This is a genomic window from Rubrobacter taiwanensis, from assembly GCF_004337705.1.
Lineage (GTDB): Bacteria > Actinomycetota > Rubrobacteria > Rubrobacterales > Rubrobacteraceae > Rubrobacter_C > Rubrobacter_C taiwanensis.
Map to the genome: position 1 here is coordinate 1 of NZ_SKBU01000008.1, position 22,028 is coordinate 22,028.

Annotated in this window: 28 protein-coding genes; 26 read left to right on the forward strand and 2 right to left on the reverse strand. The window is 66.8% G+C overall.

Features of this window, described 5'->3' with window-relative positions; genetic code table 11:
• Positions 1-91: 91 nt before the first annotated feature.
• Positions 92-778: an anti-sigma factor gene (locus E0L93_RS04370; protein ID WP_132689034.1), complete on the reverse strand. Its 687-nt coding sequence runs from the start codon at positions 776-778 to the stop codon at positions 92-94.
• A 5-nt stretch (positions 779-783) separates the two neighbouring features.
• On the reverse strand, positions 784-1,371 hold the full coding sequence (locus E0L93_RS04375) for a sigma-70 family RNA polymerase sigma factor (RefSeq protein WP_132689037.1): 588 nt from the start codon (positions 1,369-1,371) through the stop codon (positions 784-786).
• Positions 1,372-1,520: 149 nt separating this feature from the next.
• Between E0L93_RS04375 and E0L93_RS04380 the strand changes: the two genes are divergently transcribed.
• The 26 genes from E0L93_RS04380 (at position 1,521) to atpE (ending at position 21,998) form a co-directional block, all read left to right on the forward strand.
• A complete protein-coding gene (locus E0L93_RS04380; RefSeq protein ID WP_165874156.1) occupies positions 1,521-2,195 on the forward strand; it encodes a ferritin-like domain-containing protein in 675 nt (224 codons plus the stop codon).
• Positions 2,196-2,212: 17 nt separating this feature from the next.
• Entirely contained in the window at positions 2,213-2,905 is a 693-nt protein-coding gene (locus E0L93_RS04385; protein ID WP_132689043.1) for a ferritin-like domain-containing protein, read from the forward strand.
• Positions 2,902-3,702, forward strand: coding sequence for a sortase (locus E0L93_RS04390; RefSeq protein ID WP_243638107.1), 801 nt, complete (start codon positions 2,902-2,904; stop codon positions 3,700-3,702). Before E0L93_RS04385 ends, E0L93_RS04390 begins: the two co-directional genes overlap by 4 nt.
• A 72-nt stretch (positions 3,703-3,774) precedes the next feature.
• Entirely contained in the window at positions 3,775-4,563 is a 789-nt protein-coding gene (locus tag E0L93_RS04395) for an MBL fold metallo-hydrolase (protein ID WP_132689046.1), read from the forward strand.
• Positions 4,560-5,033 (forward strand): 23S rRNA (pseudouridine(1915)-N(3))-methyltransferase RlmH, encoded by a 474-nt coding sequence (locus E0L93_RS04400; protein ID WP_207890324.1) that lies wholly within the window; start codon positions 4,560-4,562, stop codon positions 5,031-5,033. Before E0L93_RS04395 ends, E0L93_RS04400 begins: the two co-directional genes overlap by 4 nt.
• A 38-nt stretch (positions 5,034-5,071) precedes the next feature.
• Positions 5,072-5,293: a DUF3006 domain-containing protein gene (locus E0L93_RS04405; RefSeq protein WP_132689049.1), complete on the forward strand. Its 222-nt coding sequence runs from the start codon at positions 5,072-5,074 to the stop codon at positions 5,291-5,293.
• Complete coding sequence (gene argS / locus E0L93_RS04410) at positions 5,290-6,927, forward strand: arginine--tRNA ligase (protein ID WP_132689052.1); 1,638 nt, start codon at positions 5,290-5,292, stop codon at positions 6,925-6,927. Before E0L93_RS04405 ends, argS begins: the two co-directional genes overlap by 4 nt.
• Positions 6,924-7,544 (forward strand): hypothetical protein, encoded by a 621-nt coding sequence (locus tag E0L93_RS04415; RefSeq protein WP_132689054.1) that lies wholly within the window; start codon positions 6,924-6,926, stop codon positions 7,542-7,544. Before argS ends, E0L93_RS04415 begins: the two co-directional genes overlap by 4 nt.
• Before the next feature lie 40 nt (positions 7,545-7,584).
• Positions 7,585-8,412: a metallophosphoesterase family protein gene (locus tag E0L93_RS04420; RefSeq protein WP_243638108.1), complete on the forward strand. Its 828-nt coding sequence runs from the start codon at positions 7,585-7,587 to the stop codon at positions 8,410-8,412.
• Complete coding sequence (locus E0L93_RS04425) at positions 8,409-9,728, forward strand: 2,3-diphosphoglycerate synthetase (protein WP_132689057.1); 1,320 nt, start codon at positions 8,409-8,411, stop codon at positions 9,726-9,728. Before E0L93_RS04420 ends, E0L93_RS04425 begins: the two co-directional genes overlap by 4 nt.
• 187 nt (positions 9,729-9,915) lie before the next feature.
• A complete protein-coding gene (locus E0L93_RS04430; protein ID WP_165874157.1) occupies positions 9,916-10,929 on the forward strand; it encodes a fructose-bisphosphatase class II family protein in 1,014 nt (337 codons plus the stop codon).
• A 56-nt stretch (positions 10,930-10,985) separates the two neighbouring features.
• Positions 10,986-12,482: a transcription termination factor Rho gene (gene rho / locus E0L93_RS04435; RefSeq protein ID WP_132689062.1), complete on the forward strand. Its 1,497-nt coding sequence runs from the start codon at positions 10,986-10,988 to the stop codon at positions 12,480-12,482.
• A 117-nt stretch (positions 12,483-12,599) separates the two neighbouring features.
• A complete protein-coding gene (rpmE, locus tag E0L93_RS04440) occupies positions 12,600-12,815 on the forward strand; it encodes a 50S ribosomal protein L31 (RefSeq protein WP_132689065.1) in 216 nt (71 codons plus the stop codon).
• 30 nt (positions 12,816-12,845) lie between these two features.
• Positions 12,846-13,760: a DUF1385 domain-containing protein gene (locus E0L93_RS04445; protein ID WP_132689068.1), complete on the forward strand. Its 915-nt coding sequence runs from the start codon at positions 12,846-12,848 to the stop codon at positions 13,758-13,760.
• Between the two features lie 5 nt (positions 13,761-13,765).
• Positions 13,766-14,860 carry a peptide chain release factor 1 gene (prfA, locus tag E0L93_RS04450; RefSeq protein ID WP_132689071.1) on the forward strand — a complete coding sequence of 365 codons (1,095 nt, stop codon included), beginning with the start codon at positions 13,766-13,768 and terminating at the stop codon, positions 14,858-14,860.
• Between the two features lie 49 nt (positions 14,861-14,909).
• Complete coding sequence (prmC, locus tag E0L93_RS04455; protein WP_279387444.1) at positions 14,910-15,743, forward strand: peptide chain release factor N(5)-glutamine methyltransferase; 834 nt, start codon at positions 14,910-14,912, stop codon at positions 15,741-15,743.
• Positions 15,743-16,318: an L-threonylcarbamoyladenylate synthase gene (locus tag E0L93_RS04460; RefSeq protein WP_132689075.1), complete on the forward strand. Its 576-nt coding sequence runs from the start codon at positions 15,743-15,745 to the stop codon at positions 16,316-16,318. Before prmC ends, E0L93_RS04460 begins: the two co-directional genes overlap by 1 nt.
• Positions 16,315-16,806 (forward strand): low molecular weight protein arginine phosphatase, encoded by a 492-nt coding sequence (locus E0L93_RS04465; RefSeq protein ID WP_132689078.1) that lies wholly within the window; start codon positions 16,315-16,317, stop codon positions 16,804-16,806. Before E0L93_RS04460 ends, E0L93_RS04465 begins: the two co-directional genes overlap by 4 nt.
• A 2-nt stretch (positions 16,807-16,808) precedes the next feature.
• A complete protein-coding gene (locus tag E0L93_RS04470; RefSeq protein ID WP_132689080.1) occupies positions 16,809-18,032 on the forward strand; it encodes a serine hydroxymethyltransferase in 1,224 nt (407 codons plus the stop codon).
• Positions 18,025-18,660 (forward strand): uracil phosphoribosyltransferase, encoded by a 636-nt coding sequence (upp, locus tag E0L93_RS04475; protein WP_132689083.1) that lies wholly within the window; start codon positions 18,025-18,027, stop codon positions 18,658-18,660. The genes E0L93_RS04470 and upp overlap by 8 nt, the downstream gene beginning before the upstream one ends.
• Before the next feature lie 11 nt (positions 18,661-18,671).
• The gene (locus tag E0L93_RS04480) at positions 18,672-19,127 is read left to right on the forward strand and encodes a deoxycytidylate deaminase (protein ID WP_132689085.1); all 456 of its coding nucleotides are present in this window, start codon (positions 18,672-18,674) and stop codon (positions 19,125-19,127) included.
• Positions 19,117-20,190, forward strand: coding sequence for an MraY family glycosyltransferase (locus tag E0L93_RS04485; protein ID WP_132689087.1), 1,074 nt, complete (start codon positions 19,117-19,119; stop codon positions 20,188-20,190). Before E0L93_RS04480 ends, E0L93_RS04485 begins: the two co-directional genes overlap by 11 nt.
• A 41-nt stretch (positions 20,191-20,231) precedes the next feature.
• Positions 20,232-20,462, forward strand: a complete 231-nt coding sequence (locus E0L93_RS04490) for an AtpZ/AtpI family protein (protein WP_132689090.1) — start codon at positions 20,232-20,234, stop codon at positions 20,460-20,462.
• Positions 20,459-20,875, forward strand: coding sequence for a hypothetical protein (locus E0L93_RS04495; RefSeq protein WP_132689092.1), 417 nt, complete (start codon positions 20,459-20,461; stop codon positions 20,873-20,875). Before E0L93_RS04490 ends, E0L93_RS04495 begins: the two co-directional genes overlap by 4 nt.
• Positions 20,876-20,880: 5 nt before the next feature.
• Complete coding sequence (atpB, locus tag E0L93_RS04500; protein WP_243638112.1) at positions 20,881-21,672, forward strand: F0F1 ATP synthase subunit A; 792 nt, start codon at positions 20,881-20,883, stop codon at positions 21,670-21,672.
• Between the two features lie 71 nt (positions 21,673-21,743).
• A complete protein-coding gene (gene atpE / locus E0L93_RS04505) occupies positions 21,744-21,998 on the forward strand; it encodes an ATP synthase F0 subunit C (RefSeq protein WP_132689097.1) in 255 nt (84 codons plus the stop codon).
• The last annotated feature ends 30 nt before the right edge of the window (positions 21,999-22,028 follow it).

Below are 22,028 nucleotides of genomic sequence, written 5' to 3' on the forward strand. Positions count from 1 at the left end.
ATCCACCGGGTGTCGCACCATGTCCGTCCTCCTTTAGCAGGAGTGAGCATGATGCCAGAGCATACCACTATCTACAACTGTAGTACTAGGGCTACAGCTCGGCCACGTAGACGGGATCGCTCGTCGGTGCGGGAGAGCCGCCCGCAGGCTCTTCGGTCACGGCTACGAGCTCCGCTCCCTCGATGGGGGTCGTCACGGGGGCGGCGGCGCGCCCGTTGTGGACCTCGAAGAGGCCGCTCGGGACCGGTTCACCATCGCGGATGACCCAGATCTCGTACGTCCTGTCCTCCGGCAGCTCCGGGATGTTTCGCGCCATCAGGACGGTCTCGCCGGTCTCCTCCATGTGCACGATCTCTCCTACCGGGGCCGAGGTCTCTGCAGAGACGAGCTCGTAGGTCCGCTGCTCCTGGAGCTGGCTCATCAGTGCGACATTCCAGATGAGCAGCCCGGCCAGCACTACGGCGGCCATTCCGGCGGCCAGCCGCTGCCAGCTCAGAGCCGCCCGGATACGGGCCGGGAGCGAAGGCCACAGCGCTCCCCGCGCCGACCGGCGGGCCTCGGGCTCCACGAGCGAGAGGAGGTTCCGCCGCAGCTCCGGCGGCGGCTCGTGCTCCTCACAGCCCAGAGCCAGCAGGTCCGCCACGGTGGCGAGCTCGTCTATCTCGCTCTGGAGCTCCGGGTGTGCGGCCAGGTAGGTCTCAAACTCCCGCTTCTCCTCTTCCGGGAGTGCCTTCAGAACGTACGCCTCTTTCAGATCGTCGAACCTTGCACGGTCCATAGGGGTCAACCCGGCACCCCCATTCCCTGGCTCTCAAAGAACTCTCTGATCTTCTTCAGACCCAGCCTCATCCTGCCCTTCACGGTGCCGAGCGGGATATCCAGCATCTCCGCGATCTCGGCGTGAGTGTAGCCCGAGAAATACGCCAGCTCCAGCACCTTCAGCTGTTCCGGCGGCAGGTGCCGGAGCGCTGCCCGCACCTGCTCCCGCCGGGTGTTTCCCCAAACCTCTCTGAACGCCTCGCTCGGCTGCGAGGTCTGGGCGGTGGTGCGCACCCGCTCCTGCGTCCGGCGGCGGGAAGCCGCCGACCGGAGCTGGTCTATGCCCCGGTTGTGGACTATGGAGAGGATCCACGTCCTGACGCTGCCGCGCTCTGCCCGGTAGCTGCGCGCCGCCCGCCAGACCTCCAGGAAGGCCTCCTGTGCCAGGTCTTCGGCCGCCTGCCGGTCGCCCATCATCCGGTAGGCCAGCGAGTAGGCGGCGCGGCCGTGCCGATCGTAGAGCGTGGCGAATGCCGATGAGTCTCGGGCAGCGACCAGAGAGATCAGATCCTCGTCCGCCAGCAGCAGGTATTGTTGGGTGCCCTTCGCCACACCTGCATTCTACGGGTTTCCGGCGGCGCCAGATCACGTCTTCAGAAGTCCGGAGATTCAGGCCGGAGAATGATCCGGGCCGGATAAGCGTCCGTAGGAACACGCGAAGAGCTCTGATGGCCCTGTGGAGTAGAGAAAGGAGTGGGAGAATGAGCGAGGCGAGGGGCCGCATACACCTGGCCGGGACGAGGCCCGGTCTGGAGGTGTCGCGGCGTAACTTCATCAAGACCGCCGCCTGGGCGGGTGCTGCGCTCGCCGCCGCCGGGATCGGAGGCATCGGCTGGGCGACCCGGTACGCCGGCGCGCAGGAGGGCGGCGAGCCGTTCGAGACCTATCAGGGGCTCGGTGATGCGGCCATCCTGCAGTTCGCCTACCAGCTGGAGCTGTTGGAAGGCACCTTCTACCAGATGGGTGCGGACATGGGCGTGGTAAGCGGCGACGCCCTGGCGCAGATCCAGGCCATTCGCGACCACGAGTTCGCGCACGCCGACGCGCTGGCCGCCACATTGCAGCAGCTCGGGGCCGAGGTGCCGGCCACGCCGGACTTCACCTATCCGGATGGTGTCTTCGAGGACACGGCCGCCTTCCTGGACCTGGCGAACACCTTCGAGCCGGTCGGCATCGGCGCGTATCAGGGTGCGGCTCCGGCGCTGGAGAGCAAGGAGATCCTGGGCGCGGCGCTCTCGATCCACAACTCCGAGTGCGAGCACTGGAACGGGATCAAGATCCTGCTGGGCATAGACCCGCCCAACAACGTGGCCTTCGAGGAGGCTCTGCCGCTGCCGCAGGTGCAGGAAGCCGTAGCGCCGTTCGGCGTAGGTTAAGGAGGGAGTAGCTGACCATGGCTAACCAGAAGATAGAGGTTCCGGGTGCGGGGGTGCTCTCCCGGCCTCACAGCCGGAGGGACTTCTTGAAGACTCTCGCCGCGGCCGGCATCGGGGCGGCCGCCGGCGGCATGATGCTGTCCCGCCCGGCGGGAGCGCAGCTCGGCGAGATCAAAGACGACATAGACATAGCCAACTTCGCCCTCACGCTGGAGTTCCTGGAGGCGGAGTTCTACACGCAGGCGGTGGATGCCGGGGTTCTCTCGGGCTCCGCTCTGGGCGTGGTGACCAATCTGCGCGACCACGAGATCGCGCACGCCGAGGCGATCATCGATCTGATCGAGCAGTTCGGCGGCACGCCGGTGGAGAAGCCGGAGTTCACCTTCCCGCCGGAGTCGCTCGCCAGCCAGCAGGGGGTTCTGGAGCTGGCGAGCGTCCTGGAGCCCACGGGCCAGGGCGCATACATCGGTGCCGGCCCGCTTATACAAGACCCGACGGTCCTGGCCGCCGCCGGGAGCATCGCGGGCGTCGAGGGCGAGCACGTGGTCTCGGTTAGAAACCTGCTCGGGTTCGTTCCCCCGACGACCGAGGCTTTCCCGGCGGCGCTCACCGTGGACGAGGTGCTCGCGGCCGTCGCGCCGTTCCTCGGCATGGGCGAGATGATGGACACCGGCGGTCCGGTCGCCGGCGGGACGCACCGCCCGGTTTGATCGGACGCACCGTGCTCTCTCCGGGCAGCAGGGCGGCACTCGCCGCCCTGCTGCTCGCCGCCGTCCTCGTGCTGGCGGGCTGCACCGGCACCCAGGAGAGAGCATCCGGCCCTTCTGAGAACGCTTCCGAACGATCCGGGGTCGCCGGCGGAAGCGACGATCTGCAGGAGAGGATAGAGGCCGCCTCCGAGGCCGCTACCCCCGACCTGGAGAATCTGCAGGGGCCGCCGGAGTTCAGGGATTGGGACGACCCGGCCGCCGAGGACTACACGCCCGAGACGGCCCGGTTCTTCAGGACCGGCGGCTCGGCCGGTGCCATACCGGCCGTCAAGCCGTTCAATTTCGGGCGGGACCCCGGCGGCCCGGAGGACAAGACGCTCTACCTCACGGTCCCGAAGATCGGGCTTGAGAATGTGGAGGTTTACAACTCCCTCTCCGAAGAGGCGCTCACCGACTCGGCCGTGCACGTTCCGGCTACGGGGTTTCCTTGGCAGGAGGGCGCGAACACCTACATCGCCGGCCACCGGCTCGGCTACCCGGGCACGGGTTCGTACCGGATCTTCTACGATCTGGACAGGCTGGAAGAAGGGGATGAGATCATACTCCGCGACGCCGCCGGGAATGAGTATACCTACCGGGTCACCCGCACGCTCGTCACCGACCCCTACGACGTGGAGGTGATGAACCCGGTGGAGGGCAGGAATATCGTCACGCTCCAGACCTGCACCCTCCCGGACTACCGGGACCGGATCGTGGTGCAGGGGGAGATGGTCGAGGGAGAGACGATCCCCTCCTGAGGCCGGCCGGGCCTCGCAACGTGCTAACATGTCCCGGATGCAGAGGGTAGTTCCCGCAACGGAGCCGCGGGCTTGCGGCTGAGCGTCCTCGCCAGCGGCAGCTCCGGAAACGCCACCCTGGTGGAAGCGAGAGGTGCGAGCGTGCTCGTGGACGCCGGGATCTCCTGCCGCCGGTTGCGGGGGCTGGTCGAGCGCCTCGGACGCAGGCTGGAGAGCGTGGACGCCGTGCTGGTCACCCACGGCCATAGTGACCACACCTCCGGGATCCGGCGGCTCGTCCGGGAGTGCGGGACGGAAGTCTATGCCGGGCCGGGCGTGGCGGAGGAGATCGGGGCCCGCCGGGTCGAGGCCGGGGAGGCTCTGGATTTTGGCGGCCTGGTGGCCGAGTTCTTCCCGGTGCCGCACGACTCTCCGGCGTGCGGAATCCGGCTCTCCGGCGGGGAGCGGACCGTGGCGTTGGCGACCGACCTCGGAGAGGTCACGCCGGAGGTGCTGGAGCGGCTGCGCGGTGCGGCGGTCGTGGTGCTGGAGGCGAACCACGACCCGGAGTGGCTGTGGCACGGGCCCTATCCCGAGCGCCTCAAGCGCAGGGTCGCTTCCGAAAGGGGGCATCTCTCGAACGTGCAGGCGGCCGAGGCGGCGCTGGCGCTGGCCTCGGGTGGGCTCGAAGATCTGGTGCTGGCCCACCTCTCCAGGACCAACAACTCCCCGGCCCGGGCTTTGGGGACGGTGCGGCGGGTGCTGCGGGCGGCGGGTTTTGAGCGCGTCCGGGTGCACGTGGCGCGGCGGGAGCGACCGATCCCCTGGGTTGGGGCGGGCGGGCGGACCGCCGTCGAGCCGGCGCTCTTCGATGCGGGATGATCCGCCGGGCCACCGTTCTGGCGGTCGGGAGCCTGAAGGGGTGGGCCCGGGAGGGCTCGGAGGACTACCTGCGGCGGCTCCGGAGGTACTTCCCCGTGGAGGTGGCCGAGGTTGCCGAAGAAGACCTGAACCGCCGGACGCCGGAGGAGGTTCTGATGGCCGAATCAGAGCGACTGCGGAGGCGGCTCCCCGAAGGGGCGTATGTGATGGCGCTCGACCGCGAGCGGGGCAGGCCCACCTCCTCCACCGCTTTCGCGGAGCGGCTGGAAAGGCTGGGGCTGGAGGGGCGGAGTCACGTGGCGTTCGTCATCGGGGGTGCGCTCGGGCTGGACGAGGCTCTCCTGCGGCGGGCCGACGCGCGCGTCTCCTTCGGTCCCATAACCCTGCCGCACGCTCTGGCGCGGATCGTGCTGCTGGAGCAGCTCTTCCGGGCCGTGAAGATCTCGCGGGGCGAAAAGTACCACTGGTGAAGCCGCCGGCGCGAGGCGGACTGCTATCATAAGCGTGTATGCGCGTGCAGCTGGATCATTTCGAAGATAACGGTTGGGCCGTCATGATTCTGGGCCGGACGACCTTCGACGTGCCCCGGGATCTGCTCCCTGCGGACGCCCGGCCCGGCGACGTGTTCGACGTGGAGTTCAGGAAAGACGAGCGCGAGACCGGGCGTCTGCGGGAAGAGAACCGGCGTCTCCTGGACGAGCTGTTGCGAGGAGGGGCTGAAGAGACATGAGCATGGAGGCTCGGATCGCCGAGGAAGTCCGGCGGGCGGTGCGCAGCGCCACCGGGTTGGAGCTGGACGGCGTTCACGTTGAGCGGCCCAACGACCCGGGGCACGGGGACTACGCGACGAACGTGGCTCTGGCCCACGCCCGCACCTTCCGGCGCAACCCGCGTGAAGTGGCTGGCGAGATAGCCGGTGCTCTGGACGCTGCGTTCGTAGAGAAGGTCGAGGTCGCCGGGCCGGGGTTCATCAACTTCTGGCTCTCAGCCGGAGCGCTGGCGGGCGAGCTCACCGTGCTGCTCCGGTCGGGTGAGGCCTACGGCCGACGGGAACCGTCCGGGAAGCCGGTGAACCTGGAGTTTGTGAGCGCCAACCCCACCGGCCCGCTCCACGTGGGGCATGGGCGGCACGCGGCCTACGGCGACTCGCTGGCGCGCATCCTCGCGGCTGCCGGACGCAAGGTTTCGCGCGAGTTCTACTTCAACGACGGGGGGAACCAGATCCGGCTCCTCGGGGAGTCCGTTGCCGCCCGCTACGCGGAGCTCTACGGCCGGGAGTGGCCGGTCTCCGACCCGGACGCCTTGTACAAGGGAGAGTACATAGCGGAGATCGCGCGCACAGCGGCCGACCGCGCCGGCGAGAGATACCTGGAGATGGAGCCTGCGGCTGCGGTACGGGAGCTGAGCGAGTTCGCCGCGGACTGGTGCATGAGGGACATCCGGCGCACGCTAAAGCGGGCCCGCACGCCCTTCGACATCTTCTTCAACGAGCGGAGCCTCTACGACTCCGGCGAGGTAGAGCGCGTCGTAGAGCGTCTCAGGGAGGGCGGCTACACCTACGAGAGGGACGGGGCTCTCTGGCTGCGCTCCACGGACTTCGGCGACGACAAGGACCGGGTGCTGGTCAAGAGCGACGGCGGCTACACCTACATGGCTCCGGATCTCGCCTACCACCTGAACAAGTGGGAGCGGGGCTTCGCCCGGGCGGTGGATATCTGGGGAGCGGACCACGCCGGTTATCCGCCGCGCATCCGGGCCGGCCTCCTCGCCCTCGGCCTCCCGGAGGACTTCTTCGATGTGGAGATCGTGCGGCTTGTTAAGCTCATGCGTGAGGGCCGGCAGGTCAAGGCCAGCAAGCGGGCCGGGAACTTCGTGACCTTCGACGAGCTGCTGGACGAGGTCGGGGTGGACGTGGCCCGGTACTTCTTCGTGCGCTCCTCGCACCGGACGGAGATGAACTTCGATCTGGATCTGGCCGTTCGGCAGTCCGACGAGAACCCCGTCTACTACGTGCAGTACGCTCACGCCCGGATAGCCAGCATCTTCCGCAGGGCGGGCCTCGGGCCGGAGGAGATTAGGGAGGTGCCCGAAGGGGAGTTCGCTCCGGAGGAGCGGCTGCTGGTGCTGGAGCTGCTGGACTATCCGCGCATTCTGGAGAGCGCCGCTGCCCGGCGCGAAGTGCACCCCGTCCCGATATATCTGGAGGCGCTGGCCACGAAGTTCCACCAGTTCTACACCGTTCACCGCGTGCTGGTCGGGGACGAGGCGCTGCAGCGGCGGCGGCTCGCCCTCTGCGCCGCCACCAAGACCGTGCTCAAGTCCGGGCTGGAGCTGCTGGGTGTGGAGGCTCCGGAGAGGATGTGAGTGGCAGGCTCGGCGCTCTCGCCGGAGCGCTATTTCTGATCCTTTCCCTCTCCGGCTGCGCGGCGGGGGAGCTGGTTGACACCGCCGTGGAGACACACGTGCGGCCGGACGGGAGCGCCGAGCGGCGCGTCATGATCTCCGCCGGGCGGGAAGGGATCCCGCTGAGTCCGGAGCGCGCCTGGTCGCTGCCGGAGCCCGGGGTGAGCCTGGAGGGGAGGGGCGTAGTGCGGGGCCGGGTATTCGAAGACCTGCGGCGGGAGGGCGACGGGATGCGGCTCGCCGCCACGGACCGGGGCTTCTGGGTCACCTACGAGTTCGCCGACCGCTTGGAAGGCTGGGATGCATCCGGGGGGACGGCCTACAAGCTGGTCATGCCCGGACGCATCTCTGAAGCTCCGGGAGGGAGGGTTGATGGAGGTGTTGCGATCTGGCGGCTCGCGGAAGGGGAGCGGGAGGAGGTCCGGGCCAGTTCCACGTATATCAGATGGTGGGCGGTGGTCGCTGCCGGAGCGGCGCTGCTGGCGGGCATCGCTCTGGTGGTCGGGGGAAGGGCCGCCGCCCTCGTGAGGGGGGTGGGGCTCTGGCTCTGGACCGGGGACGTAAAGCGCCGGGAATAGGTTAAACTGAAGCCTGCGGTAGAATTCTCGTAGGACCGGGGTGAGGAGCGTGAACAAGGACGGCCGGGTCACCATCTGCCAGATCAGCGACATCCACTGCGGGAGTCCGTACTTCGTACCGGATCTCCTGGAGCGCTCGATACTGGAGATCAACGACGCGGACCCGACGGCGGTCGTGATCTCCGGCGACCTCACGAACGCCGGTTACCGGCAGGAGTTCGAGGAGGCGGCGCGGTACGTGGAGAAGATTCGCTGCGAGCACGTGATGGTCATCCCCGGCAACCACGACTCGCGCAACGTCGGCTACATACACTTCGAGCGGCTCTTCGGCGACCGGTTCTCCGTCATGGAGTTCGACGACATCCTCATGGTGGGGGTGGACTCCTCCGAACCGGACCTGAACGACGGCCGGGTCGGGCGCGAGCACTATGAGTTCATCCGCGAGACCTTCTCCGGTGCGCAGGACAGGCTCAAGATCTTCGTGATCCACCACCACCTCATCCCCCTGCCCGGCACGGGCCGGGAGCGCAACATCATCTATGACGCCGGGGACATACTAGAGATACTGGTGGATTCTGGCGTGGACCTGGTTCTCTCCGGGCACAAGCACGTGCCGTACTCCTGGAAGCTGGAGGACATGTTCATCGTAAACGCCGGCACGGCTTCCACTACGCGGCTGCGCGGCAACACTCGGCCCTGCTACAACATCATCGAGGTCGATGATGGAAGGGTGCGGGTGTTCCGCAAGTATCCCTTCAAGGACCGGGAGCTCATCGTGGACTTCAACTCCCGCACGCGGGAGTACTCCCGCTTCGAGGAGCGCATAGACAGCGAGGTAGCCAGTCCCGGCGGCGAGCAGCGGCGGTGAGGGTGCTCTTCCTCATAGACGGCGAGCACTATCCGCCCGTGGTACGCCGGGCCATCCGGAGCGTGGAGGAGCGGCTGGGGGCCGAGGGCGTCGCCGCTGCCTTCTTGGGCGGCGCGGAGAAGATAAGCGGGGGTGAGGACTACGGCGTGCCGCTGGTGCGGGGGTCGGACCCCGTAGCGACCCTGAGGCGGGCCCTCTCCGAGCATCCGGCCGACGCGGTCGCCGACCTCTCGGACGAGCCCGTCATCGGCTACCGGGAGCGGATGCGGCTGGCCTCGCACGCGCTCGCCGCCGGAGCCCGCTACATCGGCAGCGATTTCGAGCTGCGCCCGCCCGGCTTCCGCCGCGTCTCGACCAAGCCGTCTCTGGCTGTGATCGGGACCGGCAAGCGCGTGGGGAAGACCGCCGTGGCCGGATACCTGGCCCGCCTGCTGGCACAGGAGGGGTTCGATCCCGCCGTCGTTTCGATGGGGCGCGGCGGACCCGAGCATCCGGAGGTTCTGAACGGGCACCTGATGCAGCTCGGCAGCGGGTATCTGCTTGAGGCGCTGGAGAAGGGGGCGCACGCCGCCAGCGATTACTACGAGACCGCGGCGCTCAGCCGGGTCGTGACCGTCGGCTGCCGCCGGTGCGGCGGGGGGCTCGCGGGCGAGCCCTTCATATCCAACGTGCTGGAGGGCGCGAAGATCGCGGACACGCTCGAGACCTCCATGACCGTCTTCGACGGTTCCGGAGCGGCCGTCCCGCCCGTAGCGGTACAGCGCCGGGTGCTCGTGGCCGGGGCGCATCAGGACCCGGAGTACATCGCGGGGTATCTGGGAGCTTACCGCGTCCTGATCTCCGACCTGCTCATCCTCACCATGAGCGAGGAGCCGATGGCGGCCCCGGAGCGGGTGGAGGAGATAACGGCTCTGGTCCGGGAGGTGAAGCCTGAGATCCGGGTCATCCCCACCGTCTTCCGCCCCCGGCCCGCGGAGAGCGTGGAGGGGCTGCGCGTAGCCTATGTCTCCACCGCTCCCGGGAGCATGCTGGAGAAGCTCGCGGGGTATCTGGAGCGGGAGTTCGGCTGCGAGGTGGCCGCCGTCTCCGGCAACCTCTCCAACCGGAGGCTGCTCGCGCAAGATCTGGAGGCGGTGGGGGAAGTGGACGCATATCTCACCGAGATAAAGGCCGCCGCTGTGGACGTGGTGACCCGCCGCGCTGCGGAGAGGGGTGTCGGGGTCGTCTACTGCGACAACGAGCCGGTGGCCCGGGGGCTTGACTCCGCGCTGCTGGAGCTGGCCCGCGGAGCGGTGGAGGACGCTTCCTGCAACTGAACGAGAGCTTGAGGGAGGCTCGTAGCCGGACGGGGGAGCATGCGGTATAATCTCGGCGCAAGACGCAGCTTCGGGGATTCTCGGGATCCCTTCGCAGTCTCACGCAGCTCTAACCGCTAATTGGTCCTGCTGAGGGGCCTGCTACCCGGCAGTCTCTCAACAGGAATGGGAGGTGGGTGATCTCATCTTGAGCGTTACCGAGCCCCATCCGGGATCTCTGGAAGCCTCGGCCGTAGGGCACTCCGTGGTGACCGAGAAGGTCGCTCTGGAGGTAGCCCGTCTCGAGGGGTCGGGCGTTCCGGAGCGGGCCTACAGTCTGGCCGAGGAGGCTTTCCGGCGCGAGATCGGCAAGCTGCGCATCTCGGCGCGCGTGGCGGTCGTAAAGCGCGAGCGTCTGGAGGTTGAGTCTCCGGAGGAGTTCGCCGGGCTCTCCGTGGGGGAGGAGCTTGGGGCCGGGGGGGTGGAGCTGGATCTCGCCGTGGAGCCCGTTGAGGGTTTGAACCTGCTGGCCAAGGGGCAGGAGGGATCTGTCTCCGCTGCGGCCTTCGCTCCGCGGGGGAGCATCCTGCGTGTCCCGGACATGTACATGAAGAAGATCATCGTCGGCCCCCGGGTGTGTGGGAGCATAGACATCGACGCGCCGATCGGGGAGAACATAGAGGCCATCGCCTCCGCGATGGAGCGCAGGCCCTCGGAGATCACGGTCGCCGTGCTGGATCGGCCGCGGCACGAGGATCTCATAGAGGAGATCCGGCGGGTGGGGGCCAGGATCCAGCTCCGCTCCGAGGGGGACCTCACCCCGGCCATAGCCGTCGGGATGCGCGGGACGGGGCTGCACGCCGTGATCGGCATCGGAGGGACCTCCGAGGGAATGCTGGCCGCCGCTGTGATAAAATGCCTCGGCGGGGAGATGCAGGCCAAGATGTGGCCCACCCGTCGGCAGCAGGTCGACCAGCTGCGCGAGGTCGGCATCGACGATCCGGACCGGAAGTTCACCACCGAGGATCTCATCCAGGGCGACGACGTCGTCTTCGTGGCGACCGGCATAACGCAGGGAGATCCTCTGCGGGGGGTCCGCTACTTCCGGGGTGGTGGCAGGACACATTCGGTGGTAATGTCTACGAAGCCCCGGACGGTGCGGTTTATAGACACGATCCACATGCTGGAGCTCGGGGCGGAGGCGCAGGGCATCCAGCTCTAGGGGATTTTCAGGGAAGAGATCGTTTTCTCGAACGTATAAGCGAGGTAAGAGAGAGCATGACTGAGTTGGCTACCCTTGAGCGCAAGCGCTTGAGCGATCTGCACCAGATCGCCTCCCAGCTGGGCATCAAGCAGTACCGGAAGTACCGCAAGAGCGAGCTGGCCCAGAAGATATACGAGGTCGCCACCCGGCAGGCCGCAGAGCAGCAGGCCGCTGCGACGGATGGCCCGGCTGCCGCGGAACAGGAGCGTCAGACCGCCGTCGCCGTCGCGGAGCGGGACGGATCCGCGGAGGAGGCGGCCCGGAAGAGCCCGGAGGTGGATGCCTGGGGCGAGGCCGACACGGCGGTCGTGGAGCAGCCGCCCGCCGAGCAGAAGCCGGAGGAGCGGCCGCAGCAGAGGCCTCCGGAGCAGCAGCGGAGGGAGAAGGGCGAGGGAGCCGTTCAGAGCGGCGTTCTGGACATCCTCCCCGACGGCTTCGGCTTCCTGCGCACCAGCGGCTACAGCCAGAGCGGCAAGGACATCTACGTCTCCACCTCCCAGATAAAGCGCTTCAACCTGAGGCGGGGGGACCTGATCTCCGGTCAGGTGCGCCCCGCGCGCGACGGCGAGAAGTACGCCGCGCTGGTGCGCATCGAGTCCATAAACGGCCGGGAGCCCAAGAAGGGCCGCTGGCGGCCGAACTTCGACGACCTCACGCCGCTCTACCCGAACGAGCGGCTGCGGCTGGAGTGGAAGCCCACCGACATCGCGCCCCGGATCATCGACCTGGTTGCGCCCATCGGCAAGGGGCAGCGGGGGCTCGTTGTCTCCCCGCCGAAGGCGGGCAAGACCACGATCCTGAAGCAGATCGCGCAATCCATCGCGCTCAACTACCCGGAGGTCAAGCTCTTCGTGCTGCTCGTGGATGAGCGGCCGGAGGAGGTCACCGACTGGCAGAGGAGCGTGCAGGAGGCGGAGGTCATCTCCTCGACTTTCGACCAGCCCGCCGACAACCACATCGCCGTGGCCGAACTGGTGCTGGAGCGGATCAAGCGGCTGGTCGAGGAGGGTGAGGACGTCGTGGTGCTGCTGGACTCCATCACCCGGCTCGCCCGCGCCTACAACCTGGCGGCCCCGGCTTCGGGCCGGATCCTCTCCGGCGGTGTGGACTCGACGGCGCTCTACCCGCCGAAGAAGTTCTTCGGCGCGGCGCGCAATATCGAGAACGGCGGCTCGCTGACGATCGTGGCGAGCGCGCTGGTCGAGACCGGAAGCCGCATGGACGAGGTTATCTACGAGGAGTTCAAGGGCACCGGCAACATGGAACTGCACCTGGACCGCAAGCTGGCCAACAAGCGCATCTACCCGGCCATAGATATCGAGTCCTCCGGCACGCGCAAGGAGGAACTGCTCATGGAGGCCGGCGAGGCCCAGCGGGTGTGGCAGGTCCGCAATATCCTCAACGCTCTGGACCCCGCCGCTCGCCTGGAGCTCCTTATCGCCAAGCTGAAGGAGACCAAGACCAACGCCGAGTTTCTGCGCGAGATCCAGCGCCAGCGCGGCCGGGTTTAGAGGTCTGCCGCGGCCGCGCGCGGAGAAACTTCCCGCGCGCGGCCGCCGTTTCTGGGTGGTTGACAGAGGTAATACACTTTAGAGATCCTTATTCGGAGAGACGGAGGTTCTTCTGGCATGAAGCAGGGCATACACCCCGAATACACGAAGACGCTCGTGCGCTGCAGCTGCGGTAATGAGTTCGAGACACGCTCGACGGCGGGAGAGGTCATAACGGTGGACGTCTGCTCCGCCTGCCACCCGTTCTACACCGGCCGCCAGCGCATCGTGGACAGCGGAGGCCGGGTGCAGCGATTCCAGGACCGTCTGGCGCGCCGCCGGAAGAACGGGTAGGAAAGCGGGGGCATAAGAGGAGGGGAGCGGATGATGAGGGTCGGGGGACAGGCCGTTATGGAGGGCGTTCTCATGCGCTCCCCGAACTTCTGGAGCATGGCGGTCCGCGACCCCGAGGGCGAGCTGGAGGTGCGGGCCGAACCTTTCAACTCCATAACCCGCAGAAACCCCCTCTTCCGGCTGCCCGTGATCCGGGGCTTCCTCTCGCTGGCCGAGACGCTGTGGCTGGGTATGAAAGCCCTGACCATCTCCACGAACATCGCCCTCGGCGAGGAGGACGAGCTCTCCCGGAAGGAGATCGCAGCGACTTTAGGATTCGGGCTCGTGCTGGGACTGGCGCTCTTTCTCGCAGCCCCGGTGCTGGGTACCAAGGGGATAGACTGGCTGCTCGGCGGCGTCATAACCAACCCGCTGCTCTTCAACATCGTCGAGGGGATCATCCGGGTCCTGATCTTCGTCGCCTACCTCGTGGGCATCTCGGTCCTGAGCCGGGACATCAAGCGCTTCTTCGCTTACCACGGCGCGGAGCACAAGGCGATCAAGGTCTACGAACGGGGAGAGGAGCTCGTCCCCGAGAACGCCCGCAGACTGGATACCACGCACGTCCGCTGCGGAACGAGCTTCATCCTCTACGTGCTGGTAGCCAGCATCTTCATCTTTAGCCTGCTCCCTATAACCGGCTGGTTCTGGATGGTGCTGAGCCGGATCCTCGTCATCCCCCTGGTCGCCGGGCTGGCCTTCGAGTTCATAATGTGGAGCGCCCGCAATCAGAGTAACCCTGTGGTTCAGGTTTTGGTCTGGCCGGGGCTCCAGATGCAGAAGCTCACCACGCGCGAGCCGTCGGATGAGATGGTGGAGGTAGCCATGACGGCTTTGAGGAAGGTTCTGGCGATGGAGCGGGAGGCAAGGATAGCTCCGGATGCGACCGGCAGGCTGGTAATATAGGGGACATGGACGGACAGGTCATCAAGCTCGCGGAGGAGACGATCGGGCGCTACGAGGCGCTGACGCGGGAGCTCTCCGACCCGGAGATCTACTCGGACCGGCGGCGCTACGCGGAGCTCGCCCGGGAGCACGCCCGCCTGAGGAAGGGAGCGGAGCTCTGCCGGGAGCTGCTGGACGCCGTACGGGAGGCACGGGAGGCGCGGGAGCTCGTCTCGCAGGCGGAGTCGGCCGAGGAGCGGGAGTTCTACCTGGAGGAGGCCCGCAGCAACGAGGAGCGGGCCGAGGAGCTGGTGGAGGAGGTCCGGGCCGAGATCATAGATCGCGACCCGAACGATGAGAAGGACGTGATACTGGAGATCCGGGCCGGCACCGGCGGTGACGAGGCCGCGCTCTTCGCCGGAGACCTCTACAACATGTATGCCCGCTACGCCGACCGCCTGGGATTCAGGCACCGCATCCTCTCCTCCAGCGAGGCCGAGGTCGGCGGCTTTAAAGAGGTTATAGTTGAGATAGAGGGTGATGGAGCTTACTCGGTCTTCAAGCACGAGGGCGGCACGCACCGGGTGCAGCGGGTACCCAAGACGGAGAGTCAGGGGCGCATCCACACCTCTACCGCCACGGTAGCCGTGCTACCGGAGGCGGAGGAGGTCGAGGTGGAGATAAACCCTCAGGATCTGCAGGTGGACGTATTCCGCTCCAGTGGTCCGGGGGGCCAGAGCGTGAACACCACGGACTCGGCCGTCAGGATCACGCACAAACCGACCGGGCTGGTGGTGAGCTGCCAGGACGAGAAGAGCCAGCTGCAGAACAAGGAGCAGGCGCTGCGCATCCTGCGCTCGCGTCTGCTGGAGCGTGAGATGCGCGAGCGGGCCGAGCGGGAGGGTGCGCTGCGGCAGGCGCAGGTCGGCACCGGTGACCGTTCGGCCAAGGTCCGCACCTACAACTTCCCGCAGAGCCGGGTGACGGATCACCGCGTCTCCCTGACCTCGCACGATCTGGAGGGGGTCCTGAACGGGGAGCTGGAGGAGTTCACCCGGGCGCTGGCGGCGCGGGAGCGGGCCGAGAGGCTCGCCGCCGAGACCGCCGAAGCAGCGGGTTAGTTAGAGACTCCTGGTGCTTGCGGAAGGGACACGTGCGACCGCGCGCCGGGTGCTCTGTGCGGCCGTCCGGAGGCTGCAGGAGGCGGGGGTGCCCGAGCCCGAGGCGTCGGCCGAGATCCTGCTCTCCGAGCTCACCGGGCTGCGGCGCGGGGAGCTCTATGCCGGGGAGTTCGATCTCTCCCGGCGGCAGCTCGAGCGGTACGCGGAGTGGATCGCGGCCCGCGAGCGGCGCGAGCCCGTCCAGCGCATACTGGGTTATGCCTACTTCCGGAACCTCCGGCTGCAACTCAACGAGGAGACCCTCGTACCGCGGCCCGAGACCGAGAGCGTCGTGGAGGCGGTGCTGGAACGGGTAGACCGCCGGGGCGGAAGCTGCCGCGTCCTGGACCTCGGTACCGGCTCGGGGGCCATCGCCGTCTCCGTGGCCCAGGAGCGCCCCCGCTGCCGGGTGTACGCCACGGACGTCTCGGAGGCCGCGCTGAGGATCGCACGCCTCAACGCTGCCGCCGCCGGGGTAGAGGTGGAGTTCCGGCGCGCGGATCTCGCCGCCGGGTTGGAGGATCTGGTCAACGGCGTGGACCTGCTCGTCTCCAACCCGCCGTACGTACCTGCGGGTGATATACCCCGCCTCATGCCCGAGGTGAGGGACTGGGACCCGCCACGCGCTCTCGACGGCGGGCCGGACGGGCTCGCTTTCTATCGCCGCATCTTCTCCGAAGCAGGGCGCCTGCTCGCTCCGGGAGCGGAGCTGGTGCTGGAGGTCGGGGACGGCCGGGAAGGCGATGTGCTCAGGATCGGGGAGCTCTACGGTTACGTCGCACGCGGCGTCAGGACGGATCTCGGCAGCACGCCGCGCGCGGTCCTGCTGAGCAGGGAGGTGTGATGGAGGATAAGTTGCTCTCTCCGGAGGAGGCTGCTAAAGCTCTACGTGAGGGTAAGGTGGGTCTCATCCCCACGGAGACGGTCGTGGGGCTCGTCGCCGCGGAGGACCGGCGGCTTAACGAGATGAAGCTGCGGGAGCCCGGCAAGCCGGTTGCCCTTCTCTGCCGCAGTGTGGAGGAGGCGTTCTCTCTCGCGCGGAGCGTCCCCGGGGCCGCTCGGCGGCTGGCGGAGCGTCTCTGGCCCGGGCCCCTGACGCTGGTTCTGGAGTCCGGGGACGGGGGGACCGTGGGGGTCAGGGTTCCTGGGCGTTCGGCCGTAGTGGAGGTTCTGAGGCACTACGGGGCTCCTCTGTACGCGACCAGTGCTAACATCACCGGTCAGCCGGCGCCCGCCGCGCTGGAAGAGGTTGACCCGAGGGTGTTCTCCGCTGTAGATTTCGCGGTGGCAGGAGAGCGAGGGAGCGGAGAGGCATCGGCCGTCGTGGATTTCTCTCAGGCAACGCCCCGGGTGCTGCGTCCGGCCGGTGAGGTCACGGAAGGGTATGTTCGCCGGCTGCATTCGGGGGAAGGGTCGTGAAGAAGATTCTCTTCGTGTGCACCGCCAACATCTGCCGGAGCCCGATGGCCAGCATGCTCTTCAACGCGCTTGCCCGGGAGCGCGGCATCGCGGCCCGGGCCGAGAGTGCCGGAGTGGCTGCTCTCGAAGGGGAGCAGATGGCCGAGAACTCGGCGCTGGCCCTGCGGGAGGCGGGGGTGGAGCCGGACCCGCAGCATCGCGCCCGGCAGGTCACCGGGGAGATGTTGCGGGAGGCGGATCTCATTCTGACGATGAGTCCCCAGCACGCGGCTGCCATCCGGAAGCTGCTCGGAGAGTCTCCGGAGAAGCTCTATACCCTGCCCGAGTACGCCGCGGGCTCTCCGGATAGCATATCCGACCCCTACGGCGGCAGCTTCTCCGGTTACCGGGCCTCCCTGCGCCAGATCCTCGGCTACGTCGAAGGCGCGCTGGACCGTCTGCAGCGGGAGGACACCGGCAGGAATGAATCTCAAGTGGAGGTAGAGTAAGAGTGATAGGCCCGTATACGGAGGTGGTAGACCCCGAGGTTCAGGCGGCGCTGGACGGAGAGCTGGACCGCCAGCGGATGAACGTGGAGCTCATAGCCAGTGAGAACTTCGCTTCTCCGGCGGTACTGGCGGCTCAGGGCTCGGTGCTGACGAACAAGTATGCCGAGGGGTACCCGGGTCGCCGCTACTACGGCGGGTGCGAGTGGGTAGACCGGGTTGAGCGGCTTGCGATTGACCGGGCGAAGGAGCTCTTCGGGGCCGAGCACGTCAACGTACAGCCGCACTCCGGGAGTCAGGCCAACGAGGGTGCGTACGCGACGCTGCTGGATCCGGGGGACAGGGTGCTCTCGATGGATCTGGCGCATGGCGGGCACCTTACGCACGGGATGAAGATCAACTTCTCCGGCCGCACCTACGAGTTTTCCCACTACGGTGTGGGTTCGGACGGCTTCATAGACTACGATCAGGTGCGCAAGATCGCTCTGCGGGAGAGGCCGAAGATGATCTTAGCCGGGGCCAGTGCCTATCCCCGCGTTCTGCACTTCGATCTCTTCCGCGAGATCGCCGATTCCGTGGGGGCTTACCTGCTGGTGGATATGGCCCACATCTCCGGGCTGGTCGCCGGCGGGGTGCATCCCTCGCCGGTGCCGTACGCCGAGATGGTCACTACGACCACGCACAAGACGCTCCGGGGGCCGCGGGGCGGCATGGTCCTCTGCCGGGAGGAGTTCGCGAAGAAGCTGAACAGCCGCATCTTCCCCGGCCTGCAGGGCGGGCCGCTGATGCACGCCATAGCCGGCAAGGCGGTAGCTCTGGGCGAGGCGCTGCGGCCGGAGTTCCGGGACTATGCCCACCGGATCGTCGCCAACGCCCGGGCGATGGCGGAGAAGCTCCTGGAGGAGGGGCTGGATCTCGTCTCCGGCGGCACCGATAACCACATGATGCTCGTGGACCTGCGGGGTACGGGAGTTACAGGCAAGGAGCTGGAGGAGCGGCTGGATTCCATCGGGGTCACCTGCAACAAGAACATGGTCCCGGGCGATCCTGCCCCGCCGACCGTGACCAGTGGGGTCCGGCTCGGAACCCCGGCCATGACTACCCGGGGCATGGGAGAAGAGGAGATGCGGGAGATCGCGGACATAATAGCCCGGGCGGTGCGCGGTGAGCTGAAGGGGTTGCGCGACCGGGTGCTCGCGCTCACGGAGGCGTTCCCGCTCTATGCTTAAGTCGGAGCGGCTGCACGTCGTGGATCACCCCCTCAGCCGGCAGAAGCTGGCCGTGCTGCGGGACGAGAACACGCGCCAGCGCGAGTTCCGGCAGGCCATGCGCGAGCTGGCGCTGGTGCTCGTGAGCGAGGCTGCCCGCCGGATGCCGACCGAGGCGGTACGGGTGAACACTCCGCTCGCTCCCACCGAGGTGCACCGCATCTCTGAGCCGGTTTGTCTGGTGCCCGTGCTGCGGGCCGGTCTGGGGATGCTCGACGGGGCGCTCGCCCTGCTGCCCGAAGCCACCGTCGGGTTTATTGGGCTCTTCCGGGACGAGGAGACCGCCCTGCCGGTCGAGTACTACGCCAATCTGCCCCGGGAGCTCGAGAGGTATCGCGTCATGGTGCTGGATCCCATGCTGGCGACCGGCGGCAGCCTCTCGGCCACGCTGGCCAAGCTCAAGGACCACGGGGCGCGTCGCATCTCGTGCGTGAGCGCCGTGGCCGCCGTCCCCGGCGTGGAGCGGGTGCTGCGCGATCATCCGGACGTGGATCTCTACGTGGGGGTCGTGGACCCCGAGCTGGACGACCGGGCGTTCATCGTGCCGGGGCTCGGCGACGCCGGGGACCGGCTCTACGGGACGCTCTGAGGTGATCTCCGATGAGGCCGTCCTGGGACGAGTACTTCATGCGCATAGCTCAGGAGGTGGCCACACGCTCCACCTGTCCCCGCCTGGCGGTGGGGGCGGTGATAGTACGTGACCGCCGCATCCTCACCACCGGCTACAACGGCAGCCCCTCCGGGCTGCCGCACTGTGAGGATGTGGGGTGCCTGATCCGTATCGTCGACGGCCGGGAGAGCTGCCAGCGGACACTGCACGCCGAGCAGAACGCCATAATTCAGGCCGCGGTTCACGGGGTCTCCGTGCGAGGCGCGACCCTCTACTGTACCCACCAGCCGTGTCTGCTGTGCACGAAGATGATCATCAATGCGGGTATAGAAGCCGTATACTACGGGCAGGGATATCCCGACCCGCTGGCCATCGAACTCGCGTCCGAGGCCGGTCTGGAGGTGGTGAAGCTGGAGTTCGACCAGGAGAGGACGGGTGGTATTTAGCCCGGACACGCTCTCCGCGCTCGCCGAAGTCTTCGCGGTGGTCTCAGTCTTCACATTCGGTGCCTGTCTGTTTATCCGCTGGATGGGATTCAAGTTCAAACTGCTGGACTACCCGGAGCCTCTCCGGCGCGTCCACAGCAAGCCCGTGCCCCGCAACGGAGGCTGGGCCCTCTACGCCGCCGTGCTGGTCGGCGCGCTGCTGTTTTTGCCGACGAACATGTTCTGGGTGCAGGGGATGCTCCTCGCCATGACGGTCGTGTTCGCAGCCTCCATCCTGGACGACATCTACGACCTCTCGCCCGCCTGGCAGTTCGCCTCCCACGTGGCGGCCGGGATCATCCTCTTCTATTTCGGAGTGACCATCGAGCGGATCACCAACCCCTTCGCCGCCGGAGGCTTCTCGTATCTGGAGTACCTCAGCTTTCCGGCCACCGTCCTCTGGGTGGTCCTGATTATCAATGCCATCAACTTTGTAGACGGCCTGGACGGCCTGGCAGCCGGAGTGGCCGGCATAGCCTCGGTCTCCTTCGCCATCATCTCCCTGGAGCAGGGCAAGTTCTTCGTCGCCGTGCTCTGCGTCATCCTGCTCGGCGTCACGCTCGGCTTCCTCCCGCTCAACTTCCACCCGGCCATGATCTTCATGGGCACCACCGGCAGCGCCGTCCTCGGGATAATGCTGGCGACCATAACGATCCAGGGCACGCTCAAGATAACCTCCACCGTCTCGCTGCTCCTGCCGCTTCTGGTGCTGGGCGTACCGTTCTTCGACGCCTCGTTCGCCGTCGTGCGGCGCTTCAAGAACCGCATGCCCATCTTCCGGCCCGACCGCGGACACGTGCACCACCGCCTCATCAACGTCGGCTTCTCACACCGCCGGGCGGTTTTCCTGATCTACGGCTGGTGCGCCACCATGAGCGCCCTGGGACTCGCTATCGGCTACAAGCACGTCCCCGCCATCGTGGCCGCCGGGACGCTCGCCGCCGGAAGTACCCTCCTCATGGCCCGGCTGCTGGAGATAGACTGGAGATTCCGCCGCAAAGGCCCCGGCTGGGACGGAGATTGACACTGCTTGCAACAGTTTGAGCCACAAGGTATACTTATAATATGGCGGCCGACGGGAACTCCGGTGATCGAGGACCGGGGGCGTCCTATGCGCGGTACATAGGGGTCGGATTTACATTCGTGTTGACGCTGGGGATCGCGGGTGTGATCGGGTTCTTCGTGGACCGTTGGCTGGGGACGCTGCCGCTCTTCTTGCTGGCCGGGCTGGTGCTGGGGTTTGCGGGCGGTCTCTATTACGTTTACGGGATTCTGAGGCGAATGGAGAATGAGTGAGTCATTGGCGGCTGGCGCTGGGTTACTCGCTGCTGGTCGCTTCGGGAGCGGTCGTCATAGGGGGGATCATTTGGGTATACTACGCCGGGGCGCAGGCCGGGGGGTTCGCCTACGGTGTGGCCGTTGGGCTTGCGAGCTTCGTATCGACGGCTCTGACCGTTTCGATGCTGACGAGCGGGAGCGTGCTCTGGCGGGCCATTGGGGCCGGCTCTTTCGTTGTCCGCTACGGGTTCGTGGCGGTGGCGCTAGGCGTCCCCGCCTATTTGGGGCTCTGGCCGGTGATACCGATGGTTGCTGGTTTTGCGGGGGTCTATCTCGCAGAGAATCTTATACTCATTCCGGGAGCTTTGAGGATGATCGGTGGTTCGAGACGGGAGCATAAGAAGGGAGCGGAACGGAGGGTGACGGCGTGAGACCTATGCTGGCTCTGCTGCAGCAGATAACGCAGGAGGAGCTCAGGCACGAGATCCTGCACACCTGGGAGACGGCCAAGACCAAGTGGGTCATCCCCATCGAGGTCTTCGGGGTGGATCTCTCGATCAACAAGATCGTCTGGTTCCTGTTCATCGGGGCGGCGGTAACGTTCCTGCTCCTGTTCATTGGGAGCCGCATCCTCAAGGACCGGCCCGGTGCGTACCAGGTGATCGTGGAGGAGATCTACGGCTTCGGGCGCAACCACCTCGGCGGGCAGATGGGCGAGGAGGGCAAGAAGTGGTTCCCCTACACGCTGACCCTCTTCGTCTTCATTCTGGTGCTGAACCTCATGGGGCTCATCCCCGGTTCGTATCCGGTGACGAGCAACATCACGTTCACGATCACGCTGGCCCTGATAACCTTCCTGATCGTGCAGCAGCAGGGGATCGCCCGCAACGGTGTCGTCAAGTACTTCAAGAGCTGGGCGCCGACCGACGTGCCGGCCCGGCCGGTGCTCTATCCTTTCATGTGGATCGTGCACCTCATCGGGGAGTTTGCCAAGCCGCTCACGCTCGGCGTCCGGCTCTACGCCAACATGCTGGCCGGGAGTCTGGTGATATATGTGTTCCTGAGCCTTATTCTGTACTTCGGGGTCTTCACCGCCTTCATCTCGGTGCCGGCGGCGATCATCTTCTACGCTTTCAAGCTGTTCATCGCGGTGCTGCAGGCTTACATATTCGCGATACTCACGCAGGTGTACATAGAGCTGGCAATGTTCGCCGACGAGTCCCACTAGGGATTTTCCGGTAGGATTCGCGGCGGGAGTGATTGAAAGAGATGTCGAGTAGAGAGAGGAGAAGAGGATAGATGGAGATGCTGGCGCTGCTTCAGGCCGATGCTGAGGGGCTCAAGATGCTCGGGACCGGCGTGGCTGCCGGGCTGGCTTCCGTGGGGCCTGGTGTCGGGCTGGGATATCTCGTGGGCAAGACCATCGAGAGCATAACCCGCCAGCCGGAGATGGGCGGCGAGGCCCGGACGCTGATGTTTATCGGCATCGCGTTCGTCGAGGCGCTCGCGCTCTACGGGCTGGTCTTCGCCATTCTTCTGGCTTTCGTGCTCTAGAGAAGGATAGCGGGGGGTAAGAATAAGAGA

Bases quoted from the DNA above. Each gene is read 5' to 3' on its own strand.
- upp (WP_132689083.1), top strand. From the start codon at position 18,025: ATGCTTAAGTCGGAGCGGCTGCACGTCGTGGATCACCCCCTCAGCCGG.
- E0L93_RS04490 (WP_132689090.1), top strand. From the start codon at position 20,232: ATGGCGGCCGACGGGAACTCCGGTGATCGAGGACCGGGGGCGTCCTAT.
- E0L93_RS04460 (WP_132689075.1), top strand. From the start codon at position 15,743: ATGGAGGATAAGTTGCTCTCTCCGGAGGAGGCTGCTAAAGCTCTACGT.
- E0L93_RS04385 (WP_132689043.1), top strand. From the start codon at position 2,213: ATGGCTAACCAGAAGATAGAGGTTCCGGGTGCGGGGGTGCTCTCCCGG.
- E0L93_RS04480 (WP_132689085.1), top strand. From the start codon at position 18,672: ATGAGGCCGTCCTGGGACGAGTACTTCATGCGCATAGCTCAGGAGGTG.
- rpmE (WP_132689065.1), top strand. From the start codon at position 12,600: ATGAAGCAGGGCATACACCCCGAATACACGAAGACGCTCGTGCGCTGC.
- rho (WP_132689062.1), top strand. From the start codon at position 10,986: ATGACTGAGTTGGCTACCCTTGAGCGCAAGCGCTTGAGCGATCTGCAC.
- E0L93_RS04380 (WP_165874156.1), top strand. From the start codon at position 1,521: ATGAGCGAGGCGAGGGGCCGCATACACCTGGCCGGGACGAGGCCCGGT.
- E0L93_RS04405 (WP_132689049.1), top strand. From the start codon at position 5,072: ATGCGCGTGCAGCTGGATCATTTCGAAGATAACGGTTGGGCCGTCATG.
- atpB (WP_243638112.1), top strand. From the start codon at position 20,881: ATGCTGGCTCTGCTGCAGCAGATAACGCAGGAGGAGCTCAGGCACGAG.
- atpE (WP_132689097.1), top strand. From the start codon at position 21,744: ATGGAGATGCTGGCGCTGCTTCAGGCCGATGCTGAGGGGCTCAAGATG.
- argS (WP_132689052.1), top strand. From the start codon at position 5,290: ATGAGCATGGAGGCTCGGATCGCCGAGGAAGTCCGGCGGGCGGTGCGC.
- E0L93_RS04445 (WP_132689068.1), top strand. From the start codon at position 12,846: ATGATGAGGGTCGGGGGACAGGCCGTTATGGAGGGCGTTCTCATGCGC.
- E0L93_RS04400 (WP_207890324.1), top strand. From the start codon at position 4,560: ATGATCCGCCGGGCCACCGTTCTGGCGGTCGGGAGCCTGAAGGGGTGG.
- E0L93_RS04370 (WP_132689034.1), bottom strand. From the start codon at position 778: ATGGACCGTGCAAGGTTCGACGATCTGAAAGAGGCGTACGTTCTGAAG.
- prfA (WP_132689071.1), top strand. From the start codon at position 13,766: ATGGACGGACAGGTCATCAAGCTCGCGGAGGAGACGATCGGGCGCTAC.